At 60.9% G+C, this 26425-nt stretch carries 22 protein-coding genes; 17 read left to right on the top strand and 5 right to left on the bottom strand.

The features are described 5' to 3' along the window. Positions 1-26: 26 nt before the first annotated feature. The 10 genes from AC07Q9_RS05805 to AC07Q9_RS05760 all read left to right on the top strand — a co-directional run bounded on the left by AC07Q9_RS05805 (position 27) and on the right by AC07Q9_RS05760 (position 11131). A complete protein-coding gene (locus tag AC07Q9_RS05805; protein WP_495307951.1) occupies positions 27-1175 on the top strand; it encodes a glycosyltransferase family 4 protein in 1149 nt (382 codons plus the stop codon). Between the two features lie 8 nt (positions 1176-1183). After that, the gene (locus tag AC07Q9_RS05800; RefSeq protein ID WP_495307949.1) at positions 1184-2236 is read left to right on the top strand and encodes a polysaccharide biosynthesis protein; all 1053 of its coding nucleotides are present in this window, start codon (positions 1184-1186) and stop codon (positions 2234-2236) included. A gap of 4 nt (positions 2237-2240) precedes the next feature. Further along, positions 2241-3368 carry a UDP-2-acetamido-2,6-beta-L-arabino-hexul-4-ose reductase gene (gene wbjC, locus AC07Q9_RS05795; RefSeq protein ID WP_495307947.1) on the top strand — a complete coding sequence of 376 codons (1128 nt, stop codon included), beginning with the start codon at positions 2241-2243 and terminating at the stop codon, positions 3366-3368. A gap of 25 nt (positions 3369-3393) precedes the next feature. Next, positions 3394-4530 carry a UDP-N-acetyl glucosamine 2-epimerase gene (locus tag AC07Q9_RS05790; protein ID WP_495307946.1) on the top strand — a complete coding sequence of 379 codons (1137 nt, stop codon included), beginning with the start codon at positions 3394-3396 and terminating at the stop codon, positions 4528-4530. Between the two features lie 3 nt (positions 4531-4533). Beyond that, positions 4534-5769: a glycosyltransferase family 4 protein gene (locus AC07Q9_RS05785; RefSeq protein ID WP_495307945.1), complete on the top strand. Its 1236-nt coding sequence runs from the start codon at positions 4534-4536 to the stop codon at positions 5767-5769. Further along, the gene (locus AC07Q9_RS05780; RefSeq protein WP_495307944.1) at positions 5766-6371 is read left to right on the top strand and encodes a sugar transferase; all 606 of its coding nucleotides are present in this window, start codon (positions 5766-5768) and stop codon (positions 6369-6371) included. The genes AC07Q9_RS05785 and AC07Q9_RS05780 overlap by 4 nt, the downstream gene beginning before the upstream one ends. Continuing rightward, positions 6368-7027, top strand: coding sequence for an acetyltransferase (locus AC07Q9_RS05775; RefSeq protein ID WP_495307942.1), 660 nt, complete (start codon positions 6368-6370; stop codon positions 7025-7027). The genes AC07Q9_RS05780 and AC07Q9_RS05775 overlap by 4 nt, the downstream gene beginning before the upstream one ends. Positions 7028-7033: 6 nt before the next feature. After that, positions 7034-8221, top strand: coding sequence for a DegT/DnrJ/EryC1/StrS family aminotransferase (locus AC07Q9_RS05770; protein WP_495307941.1), 1188 nt, complete (start codon positions 7034-7036; stop codon positions 8219-8221). A gap of 59 nt (positions 8222-8280) precedes the next feature. Beyond that, positions 8281-8589, top strand: coding sequence for a VanZ family protein (locus AC07Q9_RS05765; protein ID WP_495307939.1), 309 nt, complete (start codon positions 8281-8283; stop codon positions 8587-8589). A 628-nt stretch (positions 8590-9217) separates the two neighbouring features. Further along, complete coding sequence (locus AC07Q9_RS05760; protein WP_495307938.1) at positions 9218-11131, top strand: putative phage tail protein; 1914 nt, start codon at positions 9218-9220, stop codon at positions 11129-11131. Between the two features lie 325 nt (positions 11132-11456). Here AC07Q9_RS05760 and AC07Q9_RS05755 read toward each other — a convergent pair whose 3' ends face one another. Continuing rightward, entirely contained in the window at positions 11457-13712 is a 2256-nt protein-coding gene (locus tag AC07Q9_RS05755; protein ID WP_495307935.1) for a polysaccharide biosynthesis tyrosine autokinase, read from the bottom strand. After that, complete coding sequence (locus AC07Q9_RS05750) at positions 13709-14143, bottom strand: low molecular weight protein-tyrosine-phosphatase (protein ID WP_489058912.1); 435 nt, start codon at positions 14141-14143, stop codon at positions 13709-13711. Before AC07Q9_RS05750 ends, AC07Q9_RS05755 begins: the two co-directional genes overlap by 4 nt. 453 nt (positions 14144-14596) lie before the next feature. On the opposite strand from AC07Q9_RS05750, the gene AC07Q9_RS05745 reads away from it, so the two are divergent. Further along, positions 14597-16600 (top strand): polysaccharide biosynthesis protein, encoded by a 2004-nt coding sequence (locus tag AC07Q9_RS05745; protein WP_495307933.1) that lies wholly within the window; start codon positions 14597-14599, stop codon positions 16598-16600. A 102-nt stretch (positions 16601-16702) separates the two neighbouring features. Here AC07Q9_RS05745 and AC07Q9_RS05740 read toward each other — a convergent pair whose 3' ends face one another. From AC07Q9_RS05740 to AC07Q9_RS05730, 3 genes are all read right to left on the bottom strand, one after another. Beyond that, on the bottom strand, positions 16703-19759 hold the full coding sequence (locus tag AC07Q9_RS05740; protein ID WP_495307930.1) for a YjbH domain-containing protein: 3057 nt from the start codon (positions 19757-19759) through the stop codon (positions 16703-16705). Then, positions 19756-20373, bottom strand: coding sequence for a YjbF family lipoprotein (locus AC07Q9_RS05735; protein WP_495307928.1), 618 nt, complete (start codon positions 20371-20373; stop codon positions 19756-19758). Before AC07Q9_RS05735 ends, AC07Q9_RS05740 begins: the two co-directional genes overlap by 4 nt. A gap of 134 nt (positions 20374-20507) precedes the next feature. Beyond that, positions 20508-20813, bottom strand: a complete 306-nt coding sequence (locus AC07Q9_RS05730) for a hypothetical protein (RefSeq protein ID WP_495307925.1) — start codon at positions 20811-20813, stop codon at positions 20508-20510. Positions 20814-21261: 448 nt separating this feature from the next. Here AC07Q9_RS05730 and AC07Q9_RS05725 point away from each other — a divergent pair, with 448 nt between their 5' ends. The 6 genes from AC07Q9_RS05725 (at position 21262) to AC07Q9_RS05700 (ending at position 26380) form a co-directional block, all read left to right on the top strand. Then, positions 21262-22011: a LuxR C-terminal-related transcriptional regulator gene (locus AC07Q9_RS05725; protein ID WP_495307924.1), complete on the top strand. Its 750-nt coding sequence runs from the start codon at positions 21262-21264 to the stop codon at positions 22009-22011. Between the two features lie 160 nt (positions 22012-22171). Continuing rightward, on the top strand, positions 22172-22789 hold the full coding sequence (gene petA / locus AC07Q9_RS05720) for a ubiquinol-cytochrome c reductase iron-sulfur subunit (protein WP_489058900.1): 618 nt from the start codon (positions 22172-22174) through the stop codon (positions 22787-22789). A gap of 14 nt (positions 22790-22803) precedes the next feature. After that, positions 22804-24240 (top strand): cytochrome b, encoded by a 1437-nt coding sequence (locus AC07Q9_RS05715; RefSeq protein ID WP_495301772.1) that lies wholly within the window; start codon positions 22804-22806, stop codon positions 24238-24240. Positions 24241-24276: 36 nt separating this feature from the next. Next, a complete protein-coding gene (locus AC07Q9_RS05710) occupies positions 24277-25053 on the top strand; it encodes a cytochrome c1 (RefSeq protein ID WP_099795340.1) in 777 nt (258 codons plus the stop codon). Between the two features lie 95 nt (positions 25054-25148). Beyond that, on the top strand, positions 25149-25760 hold the full coding sequence (locus AC07Q9_RS05705; RefSeq protein ID WP_062473683.1) for a glutathione S-transferase N-terminal domain-containing protein: 612 nt from the start codon (positions 25149-25151) through the stop codon (positions 25758-25760). Positions 25761-25801: 41 nt separating this feature from the next. Next, a complete protein-coding gene (locus AC07Q9_RS05700) occupies positions 25802-26380 on the top strand; it encodes a ClpXP protease specificity-enhancing factor (protein ID WP_495307923.1) in 579 nt (192 codons plus the stop codon). Positions 26381-26425: the final 45 nt, after the last annotated feature.

The raw sequence follows: 26425 nt of genomic DNA, 5'->3' as shown, positions 1-26425 counted from the left end.
CGCAATCAATTTATCTGAGGTGACGATTGAAGAAAAACGAAAATGTGTTGGTGATCTCCGGTTTCTATCTGCCTGGATTTAAAGGGGGAGGGCCTATACGGACGATCGCAAATATCATCGACCAATTGGGTAAAGAGATCAAGTTTTTCGTCGTTACAGGAGACCGCGATTTGGGTGAATCAGCGCCTTATCCTGGCATCCAATTTGGCGACTGGAATGAGGTTGGGAATGCTCGTGTGTTTTATTTGCCCCCGGGAATGGCTGGTGCTTGGTTACTTCTCCGACTGTTGGTGAAGTTTCAGGGTGAATACATGTATATAAATAGTTTTTTTTCATTTCGATTCAGCATTTTCCCTGTTTTTTTATGGCGACTGGTTGGGCGTGGGCGTCCGATTTTGCTTGCCCCACGGGGGGAATTTTCTGAGGGAGCATTGACAATAAGAGGGAAGAAGAAGAGATTCTTTGTTGCGCTTGGAAAAGCCTTGGGCTTTTACCGTAACGTCATTTGGCACGCATCCACCGAGTACGAGGCCGACGACATTCGGCGAGTCATGGGGGGTCACTGTGAAGTGCGAACGGCTACCAATATTTCTCGCCCGCCTCTTGAATTGAATCTAACGAAAATTAAGAAATCCTCCCCGTTGCGTGTGGTATTTGTTTCCCGTATTTCAGAGAAAAAGAATTTGCTCGGGGCCATTGAAATGTTGTGCCAGGTTTCTGGGTTGGTAGTATTTGATGTTTATGGTCCCGCAGAAGATCCTGATTATTGGCGCGAATGCGAAGCTGCGGTCATAAAACTGCCTGAGCATGTAGTGTTTAACTATCGTGGCGCATTGCATCCGATGCAGATGCCGGATGTTTTGGTCAATTATGATTTGTTTTATCTGCCCACGATGGGTGAGAACTTTGGTCATGTAATCGCAGAGGCTCTGGGTTGCGGACTGCCGGTATTGATAAGTGATGCGACACCGTGGCGTGATTTGGTAGAAAAAAAAGTCGGTTGGGATATTTCCTTGGACCAACCTTTGCGATTTTCTTCCTGCATTGATGCTTGCTGCGAAAAGCCAGCGGATGAATACGCCGTTTGGCGCAAAGATATTCGTGCGTGGGCACTGGGAAATATCGGAAATACAGATTCGTTTGAGAAAAATCGGCGTCTTTTTTTGGAATTGTGAGCCTTTAAATGAATGGTGTTTTTGCAGGGAAAAATCTTCTTATCACCGGAGGCACCGGCTCATTTGGCGGTGCCGTGCTAAATAGGTTCCTCGATTCGGAGTTGAAAGAAATTAGAATCTTCAGTCGCGATGAAAAAAAACAGGATGACATGCGCAAGCGCTACAACCATCCCAAGCTCAAGTTCTATATCGGCGATGTGCGAGATTCGCGAAGCGTGAGCGCGGCAATGCGCGGTGTGGATTACGTCTTCCACGCGGCCGCCCTCAAGCAAGTGCCGTCCTGCGAATTCCACCCCATGCAGGCAGTCCGCACCAACGTCCTCGGCACCGAAAACGTCTTGGAAGCAGCAATCGCCGCAGGCGTGAAGCGCGTCGTCTGCCTCAGCACCGATAAAGCGGTCTATCCCATCAATGCCATGGGCATCAGCAAGGCCATGATGGAAAAGGTGATGGTCGCCGCCAGCCGGAACCTTGAGAGCACCAACACCGTCATCTGTGGCACCCGCTATGGCAATGTCATGGCTTCCCGCGGCTCGGTCATTCCGTTGTTCGTAGAGCAGGTGCTGGCGGGCAAGCCCATTACCGTGACCGACCCGTCCATGACCCGCTTCATGATGACCCTGGAAGACGCTGTGGAACTGGTGCTGCATGCTTTCGAGCACGGCAGCAACGGCGACATCTTTGTGCAAAAGGCGCCTGCCGCCACGGTGCAGGTCCTGGCCCAAGCCATCCTGGAACTGATGGGCAAGCCGGATCACGAAGTGCGCGAAATCGGCACTCGCCACGGCGAGAAGCTCTATGAAGCGCTGCTGAGCCGGGAAGAAATGGCCTGCGCCGAAGACCAGGGCGACTACTACCGCGTGCCGCCCGATGGCCGCGACCTGAACTACGCCAAGTTCGTGGAGCAGGGCGAACAGCGCATCACGCGCAGCTCGCACGGTGAAGACTACAACTCGCACAACACCACCCGCCTCGATGTCGACGGCATGAAGAAGCTGCTGCTCAAGCTCGACTTCATGCAGCGCATCGCGCGCGGTGAGCCTGCCGAAGCACAGGGGTGATCCGATGAAGGTGTTGATTACCGGCGCCGGCGGCTTCGTGGGCAAGAACCTGCAGTTGCACCTGGCCGAGCGCAAGGACGTGCAGGTGGTCTGCTTCACGCGCGACCACAGCGTGGAGCAATTGCCAGCCCTGCTGGAAGGCGTGGACTTCGTGTTCCATCTCGCTGGCGTCAACCGCCCGCAAGATCCGCAGGAATTCGCCACCGGCAACGCGGAGCTCACGCAGAGCCTCTGCCGCGCCGTCGGCGACGTGGCGAAGGCGACTGGCAAGAAGGTGCCGATCGTCTACACGTCGTCCACGCAGGCGGGGCGCGACAATCCGTACGGCAACAGCAAGCGCGGTGCGGAAGAAGCGCTACGGGCTGCAGCGGCGGGCCTTGGCATTCCGGTGCACGTCTTCCGTTTGCCCAATGTGTTCGGCAAATGGTGCCGGCCCAACTACAACTCTGCCGTGGCCACCTTCTGCCATAACATCGCGCGCGACCTGCCGATCCAGGTCAACGACCCGGCCGCGCCGGTCACGCTGGTGTATGTCGACGATGTCATCGAGCGTTTCGTCCAGCTCATGGACGGCGCCGGCGCCACCGTGGATGCCGACGGTTTCGCGACGGTCTCGCCGCAATACACCACCACGGTGGGCGAACTGGCCTTGCAGATCCAGTCGTTCAAGGACAGCCGAAACACGCTCATGACCGACCGCGTGGGAACGGGCCTCGTGCGCGCGCTCTATTCGACTTACGTGAGCTACCTGCCGCCCGAGTCGTTCGCCTACACCGTGCCGCAGCACGGGGATGCGCGCGGTGTGTTCGTCGAAATGCTCAAGACGCCGGACTCCGGCCAGTTCTCGTTTTTTACTGCGCACGCGGGCATCACGCGAGGCGGCCACTACCACCATAGCAAGACCGAGAAATTCCTCGTCATCAAGGGGCAGGCACGCTTCAAGTTCCGGCACATGCACACCGGCGAAACCCACGAGCTGGTGACTACGGGCGACAAGTCTGAAATCGTCGAGACCGTGCCCGGCTGGACGCACGACATCACCAACATCGGCGCCGAAGAAATGGTCGTGATGCTCTGGGCCAACGAGGTGTTCGATCGCGCGCGGCCGGACACCTTCGCTTGCCCGCTGTAGTCCCAAGGCTTTGGATCCATCTCCCATGAAAAAACTCAAAGTCATGACCGTGGTCGGCACCCGGCCCGAAATCATTCGCCTGTCGCGCGTGCTGGCTCGCCTGGACGAGCATTGCGAACACGTGCTCGTGCATACCGGCCAGAACTACGACTACGAACTCAACCAGGTCTTCTTCGACGACCTGGGCGTGCGTAAGCCCGACCACTTCTTGAACAGCGCGGCCAACGCCACCAGCGCGGCGCACACCATCGGCAACCTCATCATCGCGGTGGACCAGGTGCTGGGCGAGGTGCAGCCCGAAGCCATGCTGGTGCTGGGCGACACCAACAGCTGCCTCTCGGTGATTCCGGCCAAGCGCCGCAAGATTCCGATCTTTCACATGGAAGCGGGCAACCGTTGCTTCGACCAGCGCGTGCCCGAAGAAACCAACCGCCGCATCGTGGACCACACGGCGGACGTCAACCTCACTTACAGCACGATCGCGCGTGATTACCTGTTGCGCGAAGGGCTGCCGCCCGATCTGGTCATCAAGACCGGCAGCCCGATGTTCGAGGTGCTGACGCACTATCGCCCGCGCATCGAGGCGTCCGGCGTGCTGGAGTGGCTGGGTTTGCAGGCGGAGCAGTACTTCGTGGTCAGTGCCCATCGCGAAGAGAACATCGAGTCGCCGCAGTCCTTTGGCAAGCTGGTGGCGGTGCTGAATGCCGTGGCCGAAGACCACGGCCTGCCGGTCATCGTCTCGACGCACCCGCGCACGCAGAAGCGCATCGACGCGACCGGCGCGCGCTTTCATCCACAAGTGCGCCTGTTGAAGCCGCTGGGCTTTCACGACTACGTGAAGTTGCAGCTCTCGGCGTGCGCCACGCTGTCCGACAGCGGCACGATCAACGAGGAGTCGTCGATCCTGAATTTTCCGGCGCTCAACTTGCGCGAAGCGCACGAGCGGCCCGAAGGCATGGAAGAGGCGGCCGTGATGATGGTGGGCCTCGAGGTGGACCGTGTGCGCCAGGGCCTGGCCATTCTGGAGAGCCAGCTGCGAGGCGATGCGCGCGGCCTGCGCCAGGTGGCCGACTACAGCATGCCGAATGTGTCGGACAAGGTGCTGCGCATCGTGCACAGCTATACCGACTATGTGAACCGCGTGGTCTGGAAGAAGTACTGACGCATGGCAATTCGCGTGTTGTTGCTGATGCAATGGTTCGACCCCGAGCCGACGTTCAAGGGCATCGTGTTCGCCCGCGAACTGGTGCGCCAGGGCTTCGAGGTCGAAGTGTTGACGGGTTTCCCCAACTACCCGGGCGGCAAGGTGTATCCGGGCTACCGCATCAAGCTGCTGCAGCGCGAAGCGATCGACGGCGTGCAGGTGACGCGCGTGCCGCTCTATCCCAACCATGACCAGTCGGCGATCAAGCGGGTGTTGAACTACGCGAGCTTCGCCGCGTCGTCGCTGGTCTACGGCCTGTTCATGGCGCGCCGGCCCGATGTGGTCTATGCCTACCATCCGCCGCTCACGGTGGGCATCACCGCGGGCCTGCTGCGCCTGTTGCGCCGCGTTCCTGTGGTCTACGACATCCAGGACATGTGGCCCGACACTTTGCGTGCCACGGGCATGGTCAACAACGCCCGGGCCTTGAGTGCGGTGGCTGCGGTGTGCCAATGGGTGTATCGCCGCGCGGACCACATCGCGGTCCTGTCGCCGGGTTTCAAGCGCCTACTGTTGGAGCGTGGCGTGCCTGAGGCCAAGGTTGAGGTGATCTACAACTGGGCCGACGAAGTGGCGCTGGCTTCACCGCAAGGCCAGCCGCCGACCAGCCTTCCGGGGCCGGATCAGTTCCGCGTTCTCTTTGCGGGAAACATGGGCAAGGCCCAGGCGCTGGACGCTGTGCTCGAAGCGGCGGTTCTGCTGCAGGCGCGCAGCTCGCGGGTGTGTTTCGTGCTGCTGGGTGGCGGCGTGGAAGTGGGCCGGCTCAAGCAGCGCGCCGCAGACCTGCAGTTGCGTAACGTGGTCTTTCTGCCGCCGGTGCCGATGTCGGAAGTGGGTGCGTTGCTGAACGCAGCCGACGCGCTGCTAGTGCACCTTCGCAAGGACCCGCTCTTCGAGATCACTATCCCTTCCAAGACACAGGCCTACATGGCCGTCGGCAAACCGCTGTTGATGGCGGTCGATGGCGATGCGGCCGAGTTGGTTGCGCAGTCGGGTGGTGGCGTGGTCGTTGAATCCGAAAACCCCAACGCACTGGCCGACGCCGCCAATGCGCTCGCAGCCATGCCGCCTGACGCCTTGGCGGCCATGGGGCAGCAGGCGCAGCGCTACTACCGTGAACAACTGGCCCTGAAGGTTGGCGTCGCAAAATTCGGCGCCATCTTCACGCGGCTGGCGAACAGGTCGAAATCCAGATGAAGCGCCTTTTTGACATCGTGTTCGCTTGCGTGGCGTTGCTGCTTCTAGGTCTTCCGCTGCTGTTCCTGACATGGCAGGTGCGCCGCAAGCTGGGCAGCCCCGCGTTCTTTCGCCAAACGAGGCCTGGCATGCATGGGCGGCCGTTCAACATGATCAAGTTCCGCACGATGACGGATGCACGTGGTGCCGATGGAGAGCTGTTGCCCGACGCGGACCGGTTGACGCCCTTCGGCCGATTCCTGCGTGCCAGCAGCCTCGACGAGTTGCCCGAACTCTGGAACGTGCTCAAGGGCGACATGAGCCTGGTTGGCCCGCGTCCGTTGCTGATGGACTACCTGCCGCTTTACTCCGCCGAGCAATCCCGCCGCCATGAGGTGCGTCCCGGGATCACCGGCTGGGCGCAGATCAACGGGCGCAATGCGTTGAGCTGGGACGAGAAATTCAAGCTCGACGTTTGGTACGTGGACAACCGTTCGCTTTGGCTCGACATCAAGATCTTGTGGCTGACAGTGCGCAAGGTGCTGGTGCGTGATGGCATCAGCGCGGCGGGCGAGGCCACGATGTCTCGATTCGTAGGCTCGCAAACTGGAGACAAACAATGACTCTTCCTCTCTTTGCCGTTTATGGTGCCAGCGGATATGGGCGCGAAGTGATGCCGCTGGCGCGCGAGCAATTGCGGCGCCAGGGCATTCCGGCCGAGCAATTGGTGTTCGTTGACGATCATCCCGAGGCGCAGATGGTCAATGGTCAGCGCGTGCTCCGCTATGCGGAATTCATGCAGGCCGAAGCCAGCACGCGGTATGCGGTGCTGGCCATCGCCAACAGCGGGGTACGAGAAGAACTGGCCGCACGTTGCGCTGCGGATCAGGTGTTGCCGTGGACTGTGACAGCCGCGAACGTGGTGATGCTCGACGATGCCGTGCTGGGAGAAGGGGCCATATTGAGTCCCTTCTCCATGCTCACCTCCAATCTCCGGATAGGGCGGCACTTTCACGCCAACATCTATAGCTATGTAGCCCACGATTGCGTGGTGGGCGACTTCGTGACCTTTGCGCCCGGCGTCAAGTGCAATGGCAATGTCGTCATTGAAGACCACGCCTACATCGGAACAGGCGCAGTCATCAAGCAAGGCAAGCCCGGGCAGCCCCTGGTTATCGGCCGTGGTGCGGTGGTCGGCATGGGCGCTGTCGTCACCCGCGATGTACCGCCGGGCGCCACCGTGATCGGAAATCCCGCCAAACCATTTCTCAAAGGTTGAACTGTTGTGTTGAACACCCCTTTCTCCCCGTGGCCGAGCTTCACTGCCGAAGAGGCCGATGCCGTGCAGCGCGTGCTCCTGTCCAACAAGGTCAATTACTGGACAGGGCAGGAATGCCGTCTGTTCGAAAAGGAGTTCGCCACATGGGCAGGCACCGCGTATGCACTCGCGCTGGCTAACGGCACACTGGCCCTGGACGTGATCCTCAAAGGCATGGGCATCGGGCCCGGTGACGAGGTCATCGTCACGCCGCGCACCTTCATCGCGAGCGTGTCGTGTGTGGTGAATACGGGCGCAACGCCGGTGTTCGCGGACGTCGATGCAGAAAGCGGCAACCTGTCGGCCGAGACCATTGCGCAGGTCGTCACGCCGCGCACCAAGGCTGTCATCTGCGTGCACCTGGGCGGTTGGCCGTGCGACATGGATCCGATCATGGCGCTTGCGGCCAAGCACGATTTCAAGGTGGTCGAAGACTGCGCGCAGGCGCATGGTGCCCGCTACAAGGGGCGATCCGTCGGCTCCATCGGTCATGCTGGCGCCTGGTCGTTCTGCCAAGACAAGATCATGACTACGGGCGGGGAGGGTGGAATGGTGACGACCAACGACGAAGCGTTGTGGCGCACCATGTGGCAGTACAAGGACCACGGAAAGAGCTATGAGGCCGTCTATGAGCGCGAGCACCCACCGGGCTTTCGTTGGGTGCACGAAAGTTTCGGCACCAACTGGCGGATGCTGGAGTTACAGGCAGTCATCGGGCGCATTCAATTGCGGCGCATGACCGACTGGACCGCTGCGCGCATGCGTCATGCGCACGCCGTGTGGGAGGCTGCACGGCCTCATGCTGCGGTTCGCGTCCCTGTCTTCGCGAATCGCGAAGCAGCTGGCAGTGTTCACGCGCACTACAAGTGCTATGTCTATGTGCAGCCCGAGAAGTTGGCCGCTGGCTGGAGCCGAGATCGAATCGTCGACGCTATTCAAGCGCAGGGCGTGCCCTGTTATCAGGGCTCGTGTTCCGAGGTGTATCTGGAGCGCGCGTTCGATGGCACCAGTTGGCGGCCCGCTGACCGATTGCCTGTCGCACGCGAGTTGGGAGAGGCGAGCTTGATGTTCTTGGTTCACCCGACTTTGACGTCGGTCGAGATGGGCAAGAGCTGCCAAGTCATCGCAAGAGTGCTGGCAGAGGCATCGGCGTGACGGTGCGGGGCCGACTCGCGGCCCAGGTGACCTTGTGGCGTTGGTTGTTGGCTATCGCTATGCTGGCGCTGCTGGTATTCAGCTTGATGCCTGCATCTATTTCAGCACCGAGCACGGGCTGGGATAAGGGAAATCATGCGTTAGCTTTTGCGATACTGGCGTTTCTTGCGCATTGGGCGTGGCCTGCTCAAAGGTCAAAGACGCTGTTGGCGTTGCTCGGCTATGGAGCACTAATCGAGATATTGCAGTCGCTCACGCCAGATCGATTGGCCGAATGGTTTGATCTATGGGCAGATAGCGTAGGAATGTTGATTGGTGCCACCGTCGCCTCGACGGTGCAGCGGCTGGTCGGTGCCCGTTCGCGTTAGGTGTGATATCTAGAGTGGCAAGGCTTGGGTTGCCAGGAGATCGAGGCTAGGACCGGTGCTTGACCGCAATGAATCGGTTCTTTTCCCATTGCGGCTTCGTGTTTTGATGACCGCGCTGCGAGACGGTTGGATGTTTCGGACTCCCTGTTCCGAGTGACGACGCACGCGATCGACTTGCCGTGGCGCCACACGACTATCACCAACGTGTCGGTCACGAGCTGCGAAGTTGCGCTGTCTCGAGCGATCAACCACCGGTGATACGCGGGTGCAGGTCAGAGGACCACAGTCGGGGCACCATCAATCGCCGGCTGCCAGATGTTGGTGAAGTCAGCCAGCCACTTTGGGTTAGGCGCAGTATTCGTATGGAGCTGACGGTCTGATACTACTGACGAATGACACTTCGCGCCCCACGATCTCGCGGTAGCCCTCGCATAGTGATCTCGCACCAAGGCCCGCTCGTGGATCAGTCACACCCACAACGCAAGCCGCATCGCCGGCCCACACGTGCTGAGCGACATAGGCGCGGGCATCACCCAGGCAACTCCGACATACTCGGCTTCCAAGCTCTTCGCCGCCCAAACTGCTTTGGCGCCAGTTCGCCAATACTGAATAGAAGCCTGGACTGGCGGTGATCAAAATTCACTGCTGGCAATGGGATGAACGCTTCGCAACAACCCTGACGGAAACTGCGAACTTGGTAAGGCGACACTTAGGGTATGGGTGTTTAGGAAAGGTGCCGGGCATGTTACGTAGAGCAATGCTGTTCTTCGGAGGAGGAGTGCTTGCCTCGAAGGCAGTGGCGCAAGTTGGCAGCGACGCCGGTACGGCCCAAGAGGTCTTGGACAACGCCAAGCCGATGGCAGATTACACGGTGCTGCGAGCCTATACGGGGCGCGCAGCGAGTGCCAGGATTACCGGCGCCGGGCTTGCTGGGATGTTCCAACGCGAGGACACAGACGCGACCTCGATAGACAACGGTGTAACGGTTGTTGTCGATGCTGCCGGGCGACGCTGGAAGCGTCGCTTTGATGGGCCTGTTGATGTCCGCTGGGCCGGCGGCGTCGTTGACGATGGTGTATCTGATGCATCGGCCGCTACACAGAAGCTTGCGAATCTGTGTGACAACGGACAAGCGCGTCACATCAAAATATCGAACTGGAATGGTACTTTTCTCTGGCCCTCGACGGTAACTGTCACGAATCCTGGCGTGAGGATCTTCGGGGATCAGTCCGCTACCTACAACCGAGGGCCTGGAAAGCAGGGATGGTTGACTGGCAAAGCGGGTCTCACACGGTTCTTCGATCTTGGCGCCAGCCGTTCGACAGGAAACCCTGCAGACCAATGGCAAGTCGATGGTCTCAGCTTTCGGCAAGCGAGTGATGCGCCCGCACGGACGATTGATGGCCTCTGCTTTACAAGTCGTACTAATGGCCCGGATCGGGGGGCGATCATCCGAGATACATCGTTCATCGGCCTTCGCGATGCCGTGACCACCGAAAATCCGGATGTTGCGACGGTGCTTGCCAGTGTGAGTATCGAAGGTTGCGTTTTTCAGGGATGTCGATCTGCGCTCAATGCGAAAGGGCACATCTTCGGACTGCGGTTTGTTGGCAACCAATGCGAGCAGAACATCGGAAACGGTGGGACCGGCGTCATCGGAGGATCAATCAACGGACCGGTGACGATTACCGACAATATGTTGGAGGGACAGCCGAATGTCATCTCATTCGATGTTCCTCCTGTAACGGGAAACAGGCCCTCCGCGCAAATCGCCCGCAATTATTTTGAGCGCAACGGTGGAGAGTACGTGATTCGATTTCGATGCAATGCCTCAGGAGCTAGTCTCGAAGTGGGACCAAATTTTCTGCAGACCGTTGGCGCCAAAGATTACCTACTGTTCGAGGGGAGCAACGGCGGTGTGACGTTGGAAAATCGCGATCCTTTTCCTCTGACTATTAAGGATTCCAGCCTACGCGTTCAGTATGGCTCTCGGCCGTTTAACTCGCGTGTGCGCGGTTATGAGGTGCGAAGGCTCTCTGCGGCTTCTCACATACCCGAGATAGTTCTCGCCGATTTTGCGAACCTTGTCGACGATGCAGGAGCATGGGTCCATGCGCTTCCAGGCAATGACAGCACAGCAATGACGCCATTTGGTACTCGAAACATTACGGCATCCGGTGCTGACATGGGCTTTCGCATGTCTGTCGCCGCGGGCGATCTGATGTGCCTCAATATTCTGATGCGGGTGCGGGAGGCGGCTGCTGGCGCGTTTGCCGTCCATGTCCGGAATGAGTCACTGGCCCACATTCGTGGAGGAGGCGCTGCAAGTAGCCTTCCGTCCGATCTGCGAGGACGATGGGCGCTGGTGAGCATGCCTTTTATTGCTCAGGTGGCAGCGAGCGCATTGCGAATCAGGCTAGCGACGATTGGTGGCTCCTACCCGAATGCAATCGCAGGGATCACCGCTCGAAACTTTGGCGCGTTCAAGAACGATGGTTCGGCCAAAGTTTTGATCGAGCCTGTCGTGCCTAACGTGGCGTGACTATTTGCAGTCGACCACTACACATTGAGTTTTCCCGACTTTCTAGAGCGCGGCTGATCAAGTGATCAACTGGCTTAATGACGAGTCTGCGCGTTTGGCGGTGCGCTCACAATCTCGCCGACGCGGAGCCTCATGTGCTTGAGGGCCGGCCTTCTCTCCCATCTACGGACGCACTACCCAGGCGGACACGCCCGCTGACGTCCAAGCAATCAAGATGGCTCCATCGCGTGCTCACCAGTCTACTGCGCTCGGCCTTCGACATTTAGGCGTTGGTGAAGGTAGGCTGGAGATTACGGTGTTGTCTTCTGAGTTTGATTTCTGGACGCTATTGGGCCGCTTCTTCCTTGTACTTGTATTCAGTGTATCGATAGCCGCCGTATTTGTAGCCATAGCTACCGTAGTGTCGGCGCGAGAGGTCCATGCCGTTAAAGACTACACCATTAACGGTTTGACCAGCATGAGCGAGCCGCTTGACACTCTCGTTTAGCTCGCCCACTTGGGTTAAGCTGTCGCGAGCGACCAGCAGCACGGCGCCCGCATGTGCGGCGACCGCGGCAGCATCGGCGGCCACCAACACCGGCGGGCTGTCGATCACCACCAGGTCGTAGCGTTCCGAGAAATCGTTCAGCAGCTCACCCAGCGCGGACGATAGCATCATGTTCGCAGGATTGAACGGGTAGGTGCCAGTCGTCAGGACGTCGAGGTTCGGGATCACTTGAACATGGATTGCCTGCTCGGGTGTCAAATCGCCTGCTAGCACCTCCGCCAATCCACCCTTGCGCGGTAGGCCGAAGGCTTTTTGAAGGTGACCCTTGCGCAAGTCGGCGTCAATCAGGAGTACGCGTTTGCCGGCTTGCGCCATGATGACGGCGAAATTTCCGGAGACAAAACTCTTGCCCACGCCAGGTGTAGCGCCGGTGATCAGAACGCGGTTGTTGCCGCTTTCCATTAAGGTCAATTGAAGGGAAACGCGCAGATTGCGTAAGCTCTCAATGGCAAGGCTTTCAGGGGAGGTTACGGCCAGCAATTGGACCCCCTTAGCGCCGCCCGCAATGTGCTCCAGAATCGTTTCTTGCTCGAGTGCCAGAGGTACGACGGAGTAGACATTCAGACCAAGACGATCCTCAATTTCTTGGGGATTGCGAATGCCACTTGAGAGCTTGCTCCGGAGGATGGCAAGTGCAATACCGGTCAACAGCCCCAGCACTAGAGACAGGGCGACGACCAGCGGCTTCTGGGGTTTGACCGCCCTTCTGGGTTCGACGGCAGTGTCCAGCAGTCGCACATTGCCGATCTTGCCTTCCTTCACAAGACGCAATTGCAGCGAGCTGTTTAGCATCGACTTGTAGAGTTCGCCATTAACACGAACATCGCGCTCGAGTCGCAGGGCGTCGCGCTGGATGGCAGGCATCGCGCTAACGCGGGTTTCGAGACCTTCGATTTCATGGCGAACGGCCGCGATCTGGCCATCGATCATGCGGACCTTCGGATTGCTTTCGGTGAACCGCGACAGCAACTCGCGGCGAAGTTGCTGCGACTCCAGCAGCTTGGTCTGCAATTGCACCGACATGGTTAGTGCTGCTTTCGCCTCTTCATCAAAGGCGACGGTACCATTCTGATTGCGAAAGCGTGCGTAAGCATCCTCTGAGTCTTCAAGTTGCTGCTTGAATTCGGGAAGCTGTCGATCGAGAAATTCAATGGTTTTTTCGGCCTCGGCGGCCTTGCGCTCGACGTTCTGGCGCACGTATTGAGCCCCGATCTCATTGAGTGTGCGCTGGAGGCGATCACGGTCGCTGTCTTCGAGCGAGGCACTGATCACATTCGATTGCTTGCCTTGCTCGGCGAGCTGAAGGCGTTTTTGAAGATCTTCGGTCGTGGCGAGCAGTGATGTGCGCGAAACTAAAAATTCGGCGCCAGGCTTGCCGTCAAGTCGCGAAACCACCAATGTGATGGTGCCTTCGGGCAACTGCTGATTAAGTACCTTGCCAACAGTGCCGGTTAGCGGCTCCGCAAGATCGGGGTGGGCCAGTATGTATTGACCACCGGCCAGCGCTGTGATCGTGAAAGGCTTCTGCTCTTCGAGTGCGGAGGGCACGTTGAATTTGGCAATATCGAGGGCTTCGGTGCCGGAAACATATCCACCCATGCCCAGAAAGCCGGGGTTTGATAGTTCTTTCGCGCGTCTCGAAAGCCATTCGCCGATGATCGGCAGATAGCGTGGTTGCGCATCGATGTACAGCTGTTTTGCCTCGACGGCTCCTCCGATGACCATCCGCGAACGGATGATCTGTATTTCGCCCGTGGCTGGCGTCTTCACATCGAAGAGATTCGCGGTGTCGCCAAGAAAGTTCTTGGCGTCCGGAGCAGAGTCTTCAACCTGAATCAGCAGGTTGGATTGGTAGATTGGGGTGGCCAGGAGCGCGTAAGCTGTGCCAATCGCGAGGGCGACGGCGGTGACACCTGCAACCAGCCATTTGCGATCGAGCAGGATGTCGAAGTACTCGGACAGGTTAATCGCATCGTCGTCATCGTCGCGGGCGAGTGCTGCGGGGAGAGGCGATGTGGAGGCAGAAGGAGTCATGAGAGTTTGCGAATGCGTTCGGCCCAGGCTTGGGCGCCGTCAGCGATGAGTTGCAAGGCGTGCTCGAAGGCCGGACGGCCCATGCGATACGGATCGGGAATGTCAACGCGTGAGACTTCACCCAGGCGGAACAGCTTGCCACGGGTCAGCGGATGCCGCTGCCCGATGTGAATCCGCTGAGCCTCGTCCATCGCAAGAATGAGGTCGGCCTGCTGACACATCTGCGCTGTAAGTTGGCGCGCACGGTGGGCCTCGATGTCGATGCCGCGTTCGGCCATGAGTTTGCGTGCAATCGGATCTGCTTGATGCCCGACCAAGGCTCCAGTCCCCGCAGACGTGACTTGAACCTGCGGCAACGCTGCAGCAATCAGGGCTTCCCCCATCGGGCTACGGCAGATGTTGCCAATGCATACCACCAGAACAGATTTCATGAGACTTGGCTCCCTGCGAAGGCTTGTGCCTCTATTGTCAGACTCAATGTATTGCGTGCCGTGTGCTTCATGTCCGGCATGAATCACATGTCATACGGAAATGTCCTCACCATTTGTTCTTCATTGAGCGATTGGATCGCGCTATCTAAACAAGAGAGCCGAAGGATGGCTAGGCACGCCCTTGGCATTGTAGTCAGGGCGTTGACGCCCACAGCCCCGTGGATGTGGTCAAGCAGACAGCTTTCTGGGCTCGAATCGGTCATGGATGCCAAGGGGGCCGCTGATCGAGGGGGCTGATCAGCGGCTCTATGACCAAAGTCATGTCGATGCAAAAGATACAAAAAATGACATTGTGAGTGTCGCGAATCCCCTGAATTGGGGGGGTGGGATGGGTACCCTTCACAGACAATTGTTGCAGTGCGGCGCGCCCCAAGCGTCGCAGGAGTTTTCAGTGTGATCAATCGTCTGGCTGCGCCCTTGCTTGCCTTGCCGCGCCCCTTGAAGCGCATGCTGGCTCTAGGGGTCGATGCAATGCTCTGCGTCCTGTGTGTCTGGTTGGCATTCAGCTTTCGTTTCGAGCAGTGGATGGCACCGCGTGGTGTTCAGTGGTCGGCTGTCGCGGTGGCCGTTGCCCTTGCGCTTCCCCTCTTTGTGGTTTTCGGGCTCTACCGGGCCATCTTTCGCTATGCAGGCACAGCTGCAGTCATGGCTATCGTGCGCGCGTGCGTGCTCTTTGGCCTCGGCTATGCGTTGATTTTTGCGGTGGTCAGTGTGCGAGGGGTGCCGCGCACGGTCGGTTTGCTGGTGCCGTTGCTCTTGTTCTTGGCTATCGCCGGCTCGCGCATGTTTGCGCGCTATTGGTTGGGTGGTCTCTATATGAGCGCGTTGCAGCGCAAGCAACTGCCTCAGGTGGTGATCTACGGTGCCGGTAGCGCAGGTTTGCAGCTGGCTGCGGCATTGGCTCAAAGTCGGGACATGGTTGTCCGCGCTTTCGTTGACGATGACTCGCATCTCCAAGGCAACACGATCAACGGCCTGCGCATTCAGTCCTCGGACTGGCTCAGCAACAATGCCGCCAGTTGGGGTATCACGGACGTGCTCTTGGCGATGCCTTCGGCCAGCCGTGGGCGTCGCGTTGAAATTTTGAACCAGTTGTTGCCATTGCATCTGCATGTACGGATGCTTCCGGGATTGCTCGATCTGGCCAACGGCAAGGTGCAGGTCAATGATCTGGTCGAAGTCGACATCGAGGACTTGCTGGGGCGAGATCCGGTCGAGCCGGTAGTAGACCTGTTGCATAAGCACATCCAGGGCCAAGTGGTGCTGGTGACTGGGGCTGGCGGCTCCATCGGCAGTGAGCTGTGCCGGCAGATCGTTCAACTGTCACCTTCCACGCTGCTGCTTGTGGAGTTGAGCGAGTACGCGCTCTATGGCATTCACCAAGAGCTGGAGCAGTTGGCGCCGAACGTCCGTGTTGTCCCATTGCTCGCCTCGGTATGCGATGCGGCGCGGCTGCGTGAGGTGATGCGCGCCTGGCGCCCTGATACGGTCTATCACGCGGCCGCATATAAGCATGTGCCCCTGGTCGAGCACAACCCGGCGGAGGGTGTGCGAAACAACGCGATGGGCACGCTCACCACAGCGCGAATCGCCATGGAGTGCAAGGTTCCCAATTTTGTCCTGATCAGCACGGACAAGGCTGTGCGACCGACGAACATCATGGGGGCTAGCAAGCGGGTCGCCGAAATGGCGCTGCAGGGACTGGCCCAGCAGAGTTCGGACACCTGCTTCTCGATGGTCCGCTTCGGCAACGTGCTTGGTTCCAGTGGCTCGGTAGTGCCGTTGTTTCGCAGGCAGATCGAGGCGGGTGGACCAATCACGCTGACGCATGCAGACATCACGCGCTATTTCATGACCATTCCCGAGGCCGCCCAGTTGGTGATTCAGGCGGGCGCGATGGCACATGGCGGCGATGTCTTTGTGCTCGACATGGGTGAGCCGGTCCGGATCATTGATCTCGCCCGCCGGCTGGTCGAGCTTTCGGGGCGCACCGTCCGTGACGAGCATTCGCCGGACGGTGATATCGAGCTCCAAGTGACTGGGTTGCGGCCCGGAGAGAAGCTTTATGAAGAGCTCCTGATTGGTGACAGCGCGATGCCTACGATGCATCCTCGTGTCATGAAGGCGCACGATCCCTGTCTGCCTTGGAATGAGCTCTGGCGCCAGTTCGAGATGCTGAATGTGGCTCTCGAAAGCAGCGATGTGCCGATGCTGAAGCGGACGCTGACGCAGATGCTGCCCGGCTATCGGCCTCACGCAGAGGTGGTGGATTGGGTGCATATGGAGCGTCACCGTGTGCGTGATGGGGGTCAGCCGCTCGCGGCGGCAGTCGGCGCTGCGCAGGTGGGCGAGGCTGAACAGCCATCCGCACCGAATCAGATTGCCGTGGCAATCTGATTCGATAGAACTGCTTCATTCTTTTTCCCGCCTCGACTCACCGGGGCGATGCTGAGATCAAGAGCCCCGGATCGGGGCTCTTTTGTTATCAGCCGGAGTCGCCTATTGCGCCCGCTTGAAGTCTAGGATGTTGTCCCCCGCCTTCGGCGCCTTGTCGTCGGGCGGCGAGAAGCTGAAGGCCTTCGCATCCCGTATCGACGTCATCTCGTACAGCGGGTTGATCCGCCCCAGCTTTGCGCCACCGTCCCGCACCAGCGGAGCCCAGGCAAAGTTCGCAGTGAACTTGCTTGAGCGCGGCAGCAGCGCGTCGAAAGGGATGGAAACGTAGATGCCCTTATCGAAGCTGCCTTCACCGAACTGTGCAGCGGAGACATTGGTCTTGGTGGCCCACGCGCCGATCGTTACACCGTTGTCGAAGCGGCGGCTGATGTCGAGAGTGACGCCACGATCGCCCGCAAGGTACTGACCCGCGCTGATCTTGGCTTGCACCCCGTTCCAGCCCGTGTCCCAGTAGAGCGTGGCATGGCCAGTGTTGACCTTGTAGTCGCGCAGGCCGAGGTCCTGGGCAAAGTCGCGCTGACGCACGTGGTTGATGTCGATGCCGAAAGCGAACTTGCTGCGCCACGGGCGGTAGAGCCATTCGGCGCCCACGCCGGCGAACATCGACTCGAGGGCGCCGCCGTAGACGCTGTAGTACTGGTCTTCGTTCAGGCGACCCACGTGGGTCAGCTGAAACACCGGCATCGTCAACCGCTTGGTTGTTGCGTACTCGCGCTGGTAGGTTCGCACGCGGGGAAGGTTGCTGGGCGCCGTATAGGTGAACTTGTCGAAGTTGTCGATCAGGCGCCAGTTCAGTGCGGCGTTCACCCAGGTGCTCGGTGTGAAGCGGTACTCCGCGGTGGCCGAGACGCCGAGTTGGTAGAGCATGAAGGCATCGGGGCCGCCGAGGATCTGCGAGAAGCTCGGGGTCAGGCCGAAGGTGAGTTTTTCCGTGCGCCGTTCCCATTGCGTCATGGCCGGCGTGTCGGCGAGCGATGCTGTGGCGGTGCCTTTTGCGTCGGCGGGTGTGTGCTGCGGCGATGCCGGCGCGTAGAGCCCGTCTTCGGTTCGGCCGCGTGGCGGGGCGTAGTCACGCTGGTCCGTGGCGCGCCGTTCAGCTGGCGTCTGTGCCTGGTAGTGCGCCGTCACCCACTCGCTGCGATCAACGACCTGCGTATGCAGCGCCAGTCCGCGCTCGTTGTAGTGAAGGATGAAGTGCTTGATCGACGCCGGGGCATCGCGATGCATGACAGCAATGACCTGCTGCACGCGAGCCTCGCGGTACACCGTGTGGCTTTCGGTGATCCAGACGTGCGCGCTGTCGCCCTGCGGTGCGATGCGCTGCACAGTCCATTCGGTGCGTGCCTGAATCTCCGCGGCAGTGGCGGCCCAGCCGGGTGGATTGGCCGGCGCCTCCGGCGTGAAGCGGGGCGGCGGCGGATCTGCGGGTTTGCTGGACCGCATGTTCGCCATGTTGGTGGACAGGGTCAGCCCCAGCATCACTTTGTTGCCGCGCTCCAGGCCTGCGGTGAAGGCGACGCCGGGTGAGTAGCGATATTCCAGGCCAACGTTGAAAGGTGAGCGCTGAACCTGGTTGTTCTGCTGGGGCTCGTTCTTGTAGTTGTTGCCCTCGTACTCGAGCTTGACCGTCAGGGGATCCCAGGGTGTGCGCCATTCGACACCGCCGAACAGCGCGGCGGGGCCCCGGAAGAAGGCGTTGAAATTCGCTTCACCGCCCGTTGCGGAGCTCACCGTGCGTGTTCTGAAGCGATTGCTCAGGGCCAGCAAGGGGTTGCGGATGTTGCCGCTGTTGCCCAGGTACCCCCAGCCGATACCGAGGCTGAAGTCGAGATCGCCGTAGCGCTTGTTGGCGACTAAATATTCGGCCGAAAAGAGGCCGGTACCGCCAAGGTCGCGGAAGCCCAATGCAACCTGAGGCACATACGCGGATTCGCGCAGCAGCCGCAGCTTCACGTCGATGCTCTTGTCCTTGTTGCTCTGGCCAGTGGTGCTGGCGGCGTACGCGCGGTTGCTGATGGAGGTGTAGCGAAAGCCGGCCTCCATCCAGTCCAGCGGCTGGAACATCACGTTCAGTCGCGTATAGGGCGACACGTGGCTGATCGACGTGCGGAAATCACCGGCCTCGCCCATGCGTGCCGTCGGCGTTTGGAGCAGACCGGTTTCGCCCCAGTCGTTGCTGCTCGTGCGAGGTGCCTTGTATTGCGGGACCGAGGCGTCGGGGCGCACGGAGATGACGCTTTCCGGCGGAACTGATGGCGGGATGGATGTGTTGGTTGCGACGGCCGGCTTGGCAGTTGCAAGCGCGGCAGTGGTGGTGCGCAGCGTCGCTGTCTGTGGCGAGGGGCCTTGGGTCGCCAGGAACTTGATGATGCCTTCCGATGCGTCGACCAGTTCGGTCGCGCCGCGCGGTGCTGCCCAGATCCATGCGCCGGGCGCCGGCTCATCGGAGGGGTGGCCGTTCCAGGGGGCGATGCCCACGCGCGATGTTCGGCCGTCGGGTTGTGCCACCCATGCCCAGTCGTGGGCGCTGTCGGGCGCGCAGGCGACGACGTAGTCCCAAGTGGTCCGGCCGGCTTCGTGCGCCACGTGGCACAGCTCGCCATTGGGTCGGACAACCGCGATGGTCTTCAACTGCGGGGAGGGTGCAACCAGTTGCTGGCCGGCTGACAGCACGGGGTCTTGATCCGGGTGGGCCTGCAGCCAGCGGGGGTCCACGATACCCAACGCCACACGGCCGGTGACCGGCAGGTTCTGCAGCCACGTGATGAGCTTCAGCCGATCGAGCTGCTCCGAGCGCGGTGCGCGTCTGCTGGCCGCCTCGAGGCGCACGAGCAGGGTGTTCTTCAGGAACTGCTGGGCCAGTCGCTCCTGCGGCACGCGCCATGCCAGTCCGGGCGCGGCCGTGCCCTCGGGTTGGCGCAGTAGCCAGGTGCTCAGTCGTTCGCCAGGTCGCACCTCGGCATCGCTTGCAGGTCCAACGGTCGCTGCGTTCTGCGACGGCTCCGCCGCGGCGCCAAGGCTCGCCATCAACGCGCAGGCAAGGGCCATTCGACGGGGCCAATGCGAGGGGCTGATGGTTCGCAGGAAGGGGGGGCTCATGTACCAGCGCGCGCCGCGGCGCCGGCTGCTGGTGCGGGGGGGGGCCACTGTTCGAAGCTCATGCAGAGGTCGCGGGAAATACATTGCTCCGAATACACGACCTGAGGGGCGCCAGAAGCAAATGAAACGCCGAAGCGCGCGGGTGGAATGGAGGCTGCCGCAGGGCGGGACACGCTGCGTTCTTCATACCAGCGCAAGGAGCTTGCGGGCACGCCGGCGAGAGTGCTGTCGGTGGGCGGCGCGATCGACGCGCGCGCGACGTCGTCGCGAATGCCGAAGCGATAGCCGGGCATCAGGTCGCGTTCGCGCGCGTAGGTCTGCGTGGTGTTGGCAGTGTGAGCTTGCCAGGCGGGTGGGTTGGCAAGTCGAACGTCGCGCCAGTCGGTGGACAGCCCGGTCGTGCCGACCAGTTGACCATTCAGAAGTCGAACGACCTCGCCCGTGCCGCTGTACCAAACCTCGACGGGCCCTTCGGCGCGCTGATCGATATAGCCGAGCACCATGTACAGGACGCGTCCATCGACGGTGGCCCGCAGGTACCGATAGCTGGGATTGAAATTGGGCTGGGTTGCTGCAGACTCGCCGCGATACAGCAGGCGAGCTGAATCCAGCATGGCTGAAGTTCCGGAGGAGCAACCGCCAACGCCCAAGAAAAACGTTGCCAAAAGGCAACGTTCTAAGAGTCGCGTGGCGGAAGCAACGCGCGGACTTTTCAGCGAATGCCCTCCTTTCAGGAGGGCAACCAGCATTAACGCGTGCCGGTGGTGCCCGTGCCGCTGGTGCCCGTGCCGGGGACGAAGAAGCCGCCGCCGCCGTTACCGTTGTTGCTGCTGCCGAGGGTCAGCATCAGTGCGCCGGTGCCTGCAACAGCGCCCCATTGAACGGGGGTCAGGCCGCCAAGGCCAGCAGCGGTTGCGCTCGGAGCGCCAGCGGGGCCCGGCACAAATGCGCGATTGTTGCTTACGGGCGCAGGGGTAACCTGCGTTTGGGCAAAAGCCGACGAGATTGCCAGGGTGGCAAGGGCGACGGTAGCAACCAGTTTGTTCGTCTTCACAGTGATCCTCTCAAAGGGTTTTTATGCTCTTGACTTGAGGTTAGCAGCATCAGAAGTGTGCCGCAACTAATTTGGCCTGGAGGATGGGGCGTTTGCCACGGCCTCCTTGTAACCGCGTATTGCCTCGATTGTTGCGGGTGAGTGTGTCGGGTGCATGTGTATCTCAATGCTACGTAACGTTCCGCCCAAGATGGCCGTAACGACGGCGACTGGCGCGCAGCTTCATCGGCAGGGTCCCGGGCGTTACCGCTGCATTTCTTCAATGAAATCAACGCACTGACCGCGCCATCGCTGCGATGGGCCGCATGGCCGCCTCGCAGGCATCGTTCCTGCAGTACCCCGAAACGAAAGTTGACATTCAAGGTATGCCGCGGGGCACAACAAGGGGATACGTGTGGTTCGATTGTCTGAAGGTGGGGTGGCGGAGGGTGTGCGAGTGTGCGGGCCCGTGGCCGCCAGCAGCGCACATTCGGCGCCGACACTCGCCGGGCGCTACGCCGCCCTGGGCTGCGCCTTCTTCGGCGCCCTGATCGTCGAGGGCGACCTGGCCCTGGCCGACCGCATGCGACGCCTTCTTGGCGATCTGGCCCCGGGTCGCCGCGTCGTGATCGCCTCCACGCAAGCGGAGGCGATCCATCTGCTGGCGGCGCTGCCCTACGACCTGGTGCTGGTCGACATGCACCTATCTGACGACGGCGGCGTCGCACTTCTGTCGCACCTGCGGCGCGCGTATCCGCAGATCGATGCCATCGCCATGTCGAAGGACGACGACCGCCTGCTGGTCGAGGCCGCGATCTCGTCAGGAGCCTCCGGTTATCTGCTGACGAGCGCCGACGATGTCGAGCTCTCTTTCTTGCTGCGCTCCATCGAGCGCGGTGGTTCGCCGATCGATGCGCGCGTCGCGCGTCGCGTCCTCGGCTTGATTGCGGCGTCTGCGAAACCGGAGGGTGTCGAGTCCGCATTGCGCGACGGCGGCACGGTCTCGCCCCCGATGCCTGCTCCCGGGCTGCTGTCACCTCGGGAGCTCAATGTGCTGCGCCTGATCGCGCAAGGCTGGAGCAATCGGCAGATTGCTGAAGCGATCTGCCTCTCGATCAACACGGTCGAGTTCCACGCCAAGCGGATCTACCGCAAGCTGGCCGTCAAGTCGCGAACCCAGGCTGTCCGACAGGCGACCCAGTACGGGCTCCTGAGCTGAGCGCCAAGGGCCGCCGCGTGCTGTCGCGCACGTGCTGCGGCGCCGTGCGCACGCGCGGCAATCATTGAAAAACCCTTTTGCGCCCCGCTACAATCTCGGGTTGACCTTGCTGTGGCAAAGGTCAGCCCCTGCTCCAGCGAAGAAGACTTAGAGGATCCCCATGAGTGACATGACCTCCGGCTCGCCCCGGATCGACACAAGCAAGCGGACGTGGTTGATCGCATCCAGCTGTGCCGGCGTAGCGGGCGGCGTGGCCACCGCAATCCCTTTTGTGAGCACATTCCAGCCGTCCGAAAAGGCGAAAGCCGCGGGCGCCGCGGTCGAAGTGGACATCTCGGCCCTGAAGGTCGGCGAAAAAATCACCGTCGAATGGCGCGGCAAGCCGGTCTGGATTCTCAAGCGCACTCCCGAACAGATCGCTGAGCTCGCCAAGCTCGATGGCCAGCTCGCCGACCCGCTCTCCAAGCGTCACCCCGACGAATTCACGCCCAAGTACGCACAGAACGGCCACCGCTCGATCAAGCCCGATGTGCTGGTCGTGGTCGGCATCTGCACCCACCTCGGCTGCTCGCCGGTCGACCGCCTGCAGGCCGGCCCGCAACCCTCGTTGCCGAACGACTGGGAAGGCGGCTTCCTCTGCCCTTGCCACGGTTCCACGTTCGACCTCGCCGGTCGCGTCTTCAAGAACAAGCCCGCTCCTGACAACCTCCCTGTGCCTCCGCACATGTACCTGTCCGACACGCGCCTGCTCATCGGCGACGACAGCAAGAAGGCCTGAGGGAGACCACGAACATGGCTGAATTTCACGAAGTTTCCCCTAACGCCCCCGCCGGCGAGAAGCTGCTCAACTGGGTCGACAACCGTTTCCCGCTGACCAAGCTCTGGAACGACCAGTGGGGCAAGTACTACGCACCGAAGAATTTCAACTTCTGGTACATCTTCGGCTCGCTCGCGATGCTGGTCCTCGTGATCCAGATCGTGACCGGCATCTTCCTCGTCATGCACTACAAGCCCGACGCGAACCAAGCGTTCGCATCGGTCGAGTACATCATGCGCGACGTGCCCTGGGGCTGGCTGATCCGCTACATCCACTCGACGGGCGCCTCGGCGTTCTTCATCGTGGTGTACCTGCACATGTTCCGCGGCCTCATGTACGGCAGCTACCGCAAGCCGCGCGAGCTGATCTGGGTGTTCGGCTGCGCGATCTTCCTGTGCCTGATGGCCGAAGCCTTCATGGGTTACCTGCTGCCCTGGGGCCAGATGTCCTACTGGGGCGCCCAGGTGATCGTGAACCTGTTCGCTGCCATCCCGTTCATCGGCCCTGACCTGGCCCTGCTGATCCGCGGCGATTACGTCGTGAGCGACGCCACGTTGAACCGCTTCTTCAGCTTCCACGTCATCGCCGTGCCGCTGGTGCTGCTCGGCCTCGTGGTGGCCCACCTGATCGCGCTGCACGAAGTGGGGTCCAACAACCCCGACGGCATCGAGATCAAGGCCAAGCGCGGTCCCGACGGCCATCCGCTCGACGGCATCCCGTCGCACCCGTACTACACGGTGCACGACATCTTCGGCGTGGTGGTGTTCCTCACGATCTTCTCGGCCGTGATCTTCTTCGCGCCTGAAGCCGGTGGGTATTTCCTGGAGTACAACAACTTCATCCCGGCCGATTCGCTGAAGACGCCGAACCACATCGCCCCGGTCTGGTACTTCACGCCGTTCTATTCGATGCTGCGCGCCACCACCGACGACATGGTCAACGTGTTCGCGCTGATCATCGCGGCCGCCGCCGTCTGGAACTTCATCAAGGGCAAGTCGGGCATGGGCCTGAAGGTTGCCGCCGTGGTCGTGGCCGCCGTCGCGATCTTCCTGCTCAAGACCTTCGACGCCAAGTTCTGGGGCGTGGTCATCATGGGCGGCTCGGTCATCATCCTGTTCTTCCTGCCGTGGCTCGACCACAGCGAAGTCAAGTCGATCCGCTACCGTCCGAGCTGGCACAAGTATGTCTACGGCGTGTTCGTGTTCCTGTTCCTGATCCTGGGCTACCTGGGCATCCAGGCGCCTGGCGTCTGGGGCAACCTGGTCATCGGCTCGTTCGCCCTGGACATCGCCCAGACCATCTCGCAGATCGGCACGCTCTTCTACTTCGGCTTCTTCCTGCTGATGCCGTGGTGGAGCAGCAAGGGTGAATTCAAGACCGTGCCCGAGCGCGTGGTCTTCACCGCCCATTGATGCGCGAGAAGTGCAAGAGAGCTTGAGAGAAACACGATGAAGAAAAGAATTTCCGGCTGGCTCGCTGTCATGGGTCTGGCACTGGGCCTGACCTTCTCCGCGGCCGCATCCGCCGAATCCGGCGGTCTGGCGTGGGACAAGTCGCCCAACAAGACCACCGACGTGGCGGCCCTGCAGAACGGCGCCAAGCTGTTCGTCAACTACTGCCTCAATTGCCACTCGGCCGCCTTCATGCGCTACAACCGCCTGCAGGACATCGGCATCAGCGAGCAGCAGATCAAGGACAACCTTCTGTTCACGACCGACAAGGTCGGCGAGACCATGAAGGCCAACATCGACGCGCGCCAGGCCAAGGAATGGTTCGGCACCACGCCGCCCGACCTGACGCTGGTCGCACGTTCGCGCGCCGGCCACGGTGGCACGGGCCCCGACTACCTGTACACCTTCCTGCGCAGCTTCTACCGCGACGACACCAAGGCCACCGGCTGGAACAACCTGCTGTTCCCGAGCGTTGCCATGCCGAACCCGCTGTGGGAACTGCAGGGCGAGCGCCTGCCGATCTACACCAAGGTCGAACAGCACGGCCATGCCACCGATGTGTTCTCGGGCAAGTGGGAACAAGTGACCCCCGGTACCCTGAACCCGGTGCAATTCGACAGCGCAGTGGGCGACCTCGTCGGCTACCTGCAGTGGATGGCCGAGCCTGCGCAGAACACCCGCGTGCGCATCGGCGTCTGGGTGCTGCTGTTCCTGGCCATGTCGGTGGTTTTCGTATGGCGACTGAACGCCTCGTACTGGAAAGACGTCAAGTAATTCCGTTCACGCCGACCGGGCGCCTCGTGCGTCCGGTCCCACAGAGTGGGTTGCCCAGGCGACCCACTCTTTTTGATTTTTAGGAGTCTCTCGCCATGATGGTCTTGTATTCAGGAACGACCTGCCCCTTCTCCCACCGCTGCCGCTTCGTGTTGTTCGAAAAGGGCATGGACTTCGAGATCCGCGACGTCGATCTCTACAACAAGCCCGAAGACATCAGCGTGATGAACCCGTACGGCCAGGTGCCGATCCTGGTCGAGCGCGACCTGATCCTGTACGAGTCGAACATCATCAACGAGTACATCGACGAGCGCTTCCCGCATCCGCAACTGATGCCCGGCGACCCGGTCGACCGCGCCCGCGTGCGCCTGTTCCTGCTCAATTTCGAGAAGGAACTGTTCGTGCACGTCGCCACGCTCGAGAACCGCACCGCCAAGGGCAACGAGAAGGCACTCGAAAAGGCACGCTCGCACATCCGCGACCGCCTCACGCAGCTCGCGCCCGTGTTCCTCAAGAACAAGTACATGCTGGGCGACAACTTCTCGATGCTCGACGTGGCCATCGCACCGCTGCTGTGGCGCCTCGACTACTACGGCATCGACCTGAGCAAGAACGCGGCACCGCTGCTGAAGTACGCCGAGCGCATCTTCTCGCGCCCGGCCTACATCGAAGCGCTGACCCCGTCTGAAAAGGTCATGCGCAAGTAAGTAAGCTGCGTGCCTGCTTCCCTCGTTTTCCGCCGCTTTTCATGATCAACGCGCTCGAGTCCTCTTCCACCCGCCCGTACCTCATCCGGGCGCTGTACGAGTGGTGCACCGACAACGGGTTCACGCCCTATGTCGCGGTGCTGGTCGACGACACCGTCCAGGTGCCGCGCGAGTACGTGAAGAACGGCGAGATCGTGCTGAACATCAGCTTCGACGCGACCAGCTCGCTGAAGCTGGGCAACGACTTCATCGAGTTCAAGGCCCGCTTCGCCGGCACGGCGCGCGAGATCAGCGTGCCGGTCGGTCGCGTGATCGCGATCTACGCCCGTGAGAACGGCCAGGGCATGGCGTTCCCGGCACCCGTGCCGACCGCCACCACGTCCGACGATGGCGATGACGCTGCCACGGCCACTGCTTCGCCGAACAACGCGCCGCGCATGCCGCTGCGCGATGCCTCGCGCGGCACCGAAGGCGACGCCAACAAGGTGTTCCACCTGGTGACGGGCGAAGAGGGCGACGAGACGGTCGATGCCGGCTCGGCGCCTTCCGACCCGACCGACGAGCCGCCGCGCCCGCCGGCTGGTGGCGGTACCCGGCCGTCGCTCAAGCGCGTCAAGTGACGACGCGGTCGGCCCCAAAGCCGGCCGCTTAGAATCACCGCCAGC

It is taken from the genome of Variovorax sp. GW821-FHT09A10 (assembly GCF_059418385.1).
Note: the sequence above shows the minus strand (reverse complement) of the source record. Positions and strands in the feature narration are given on the sequence as shown.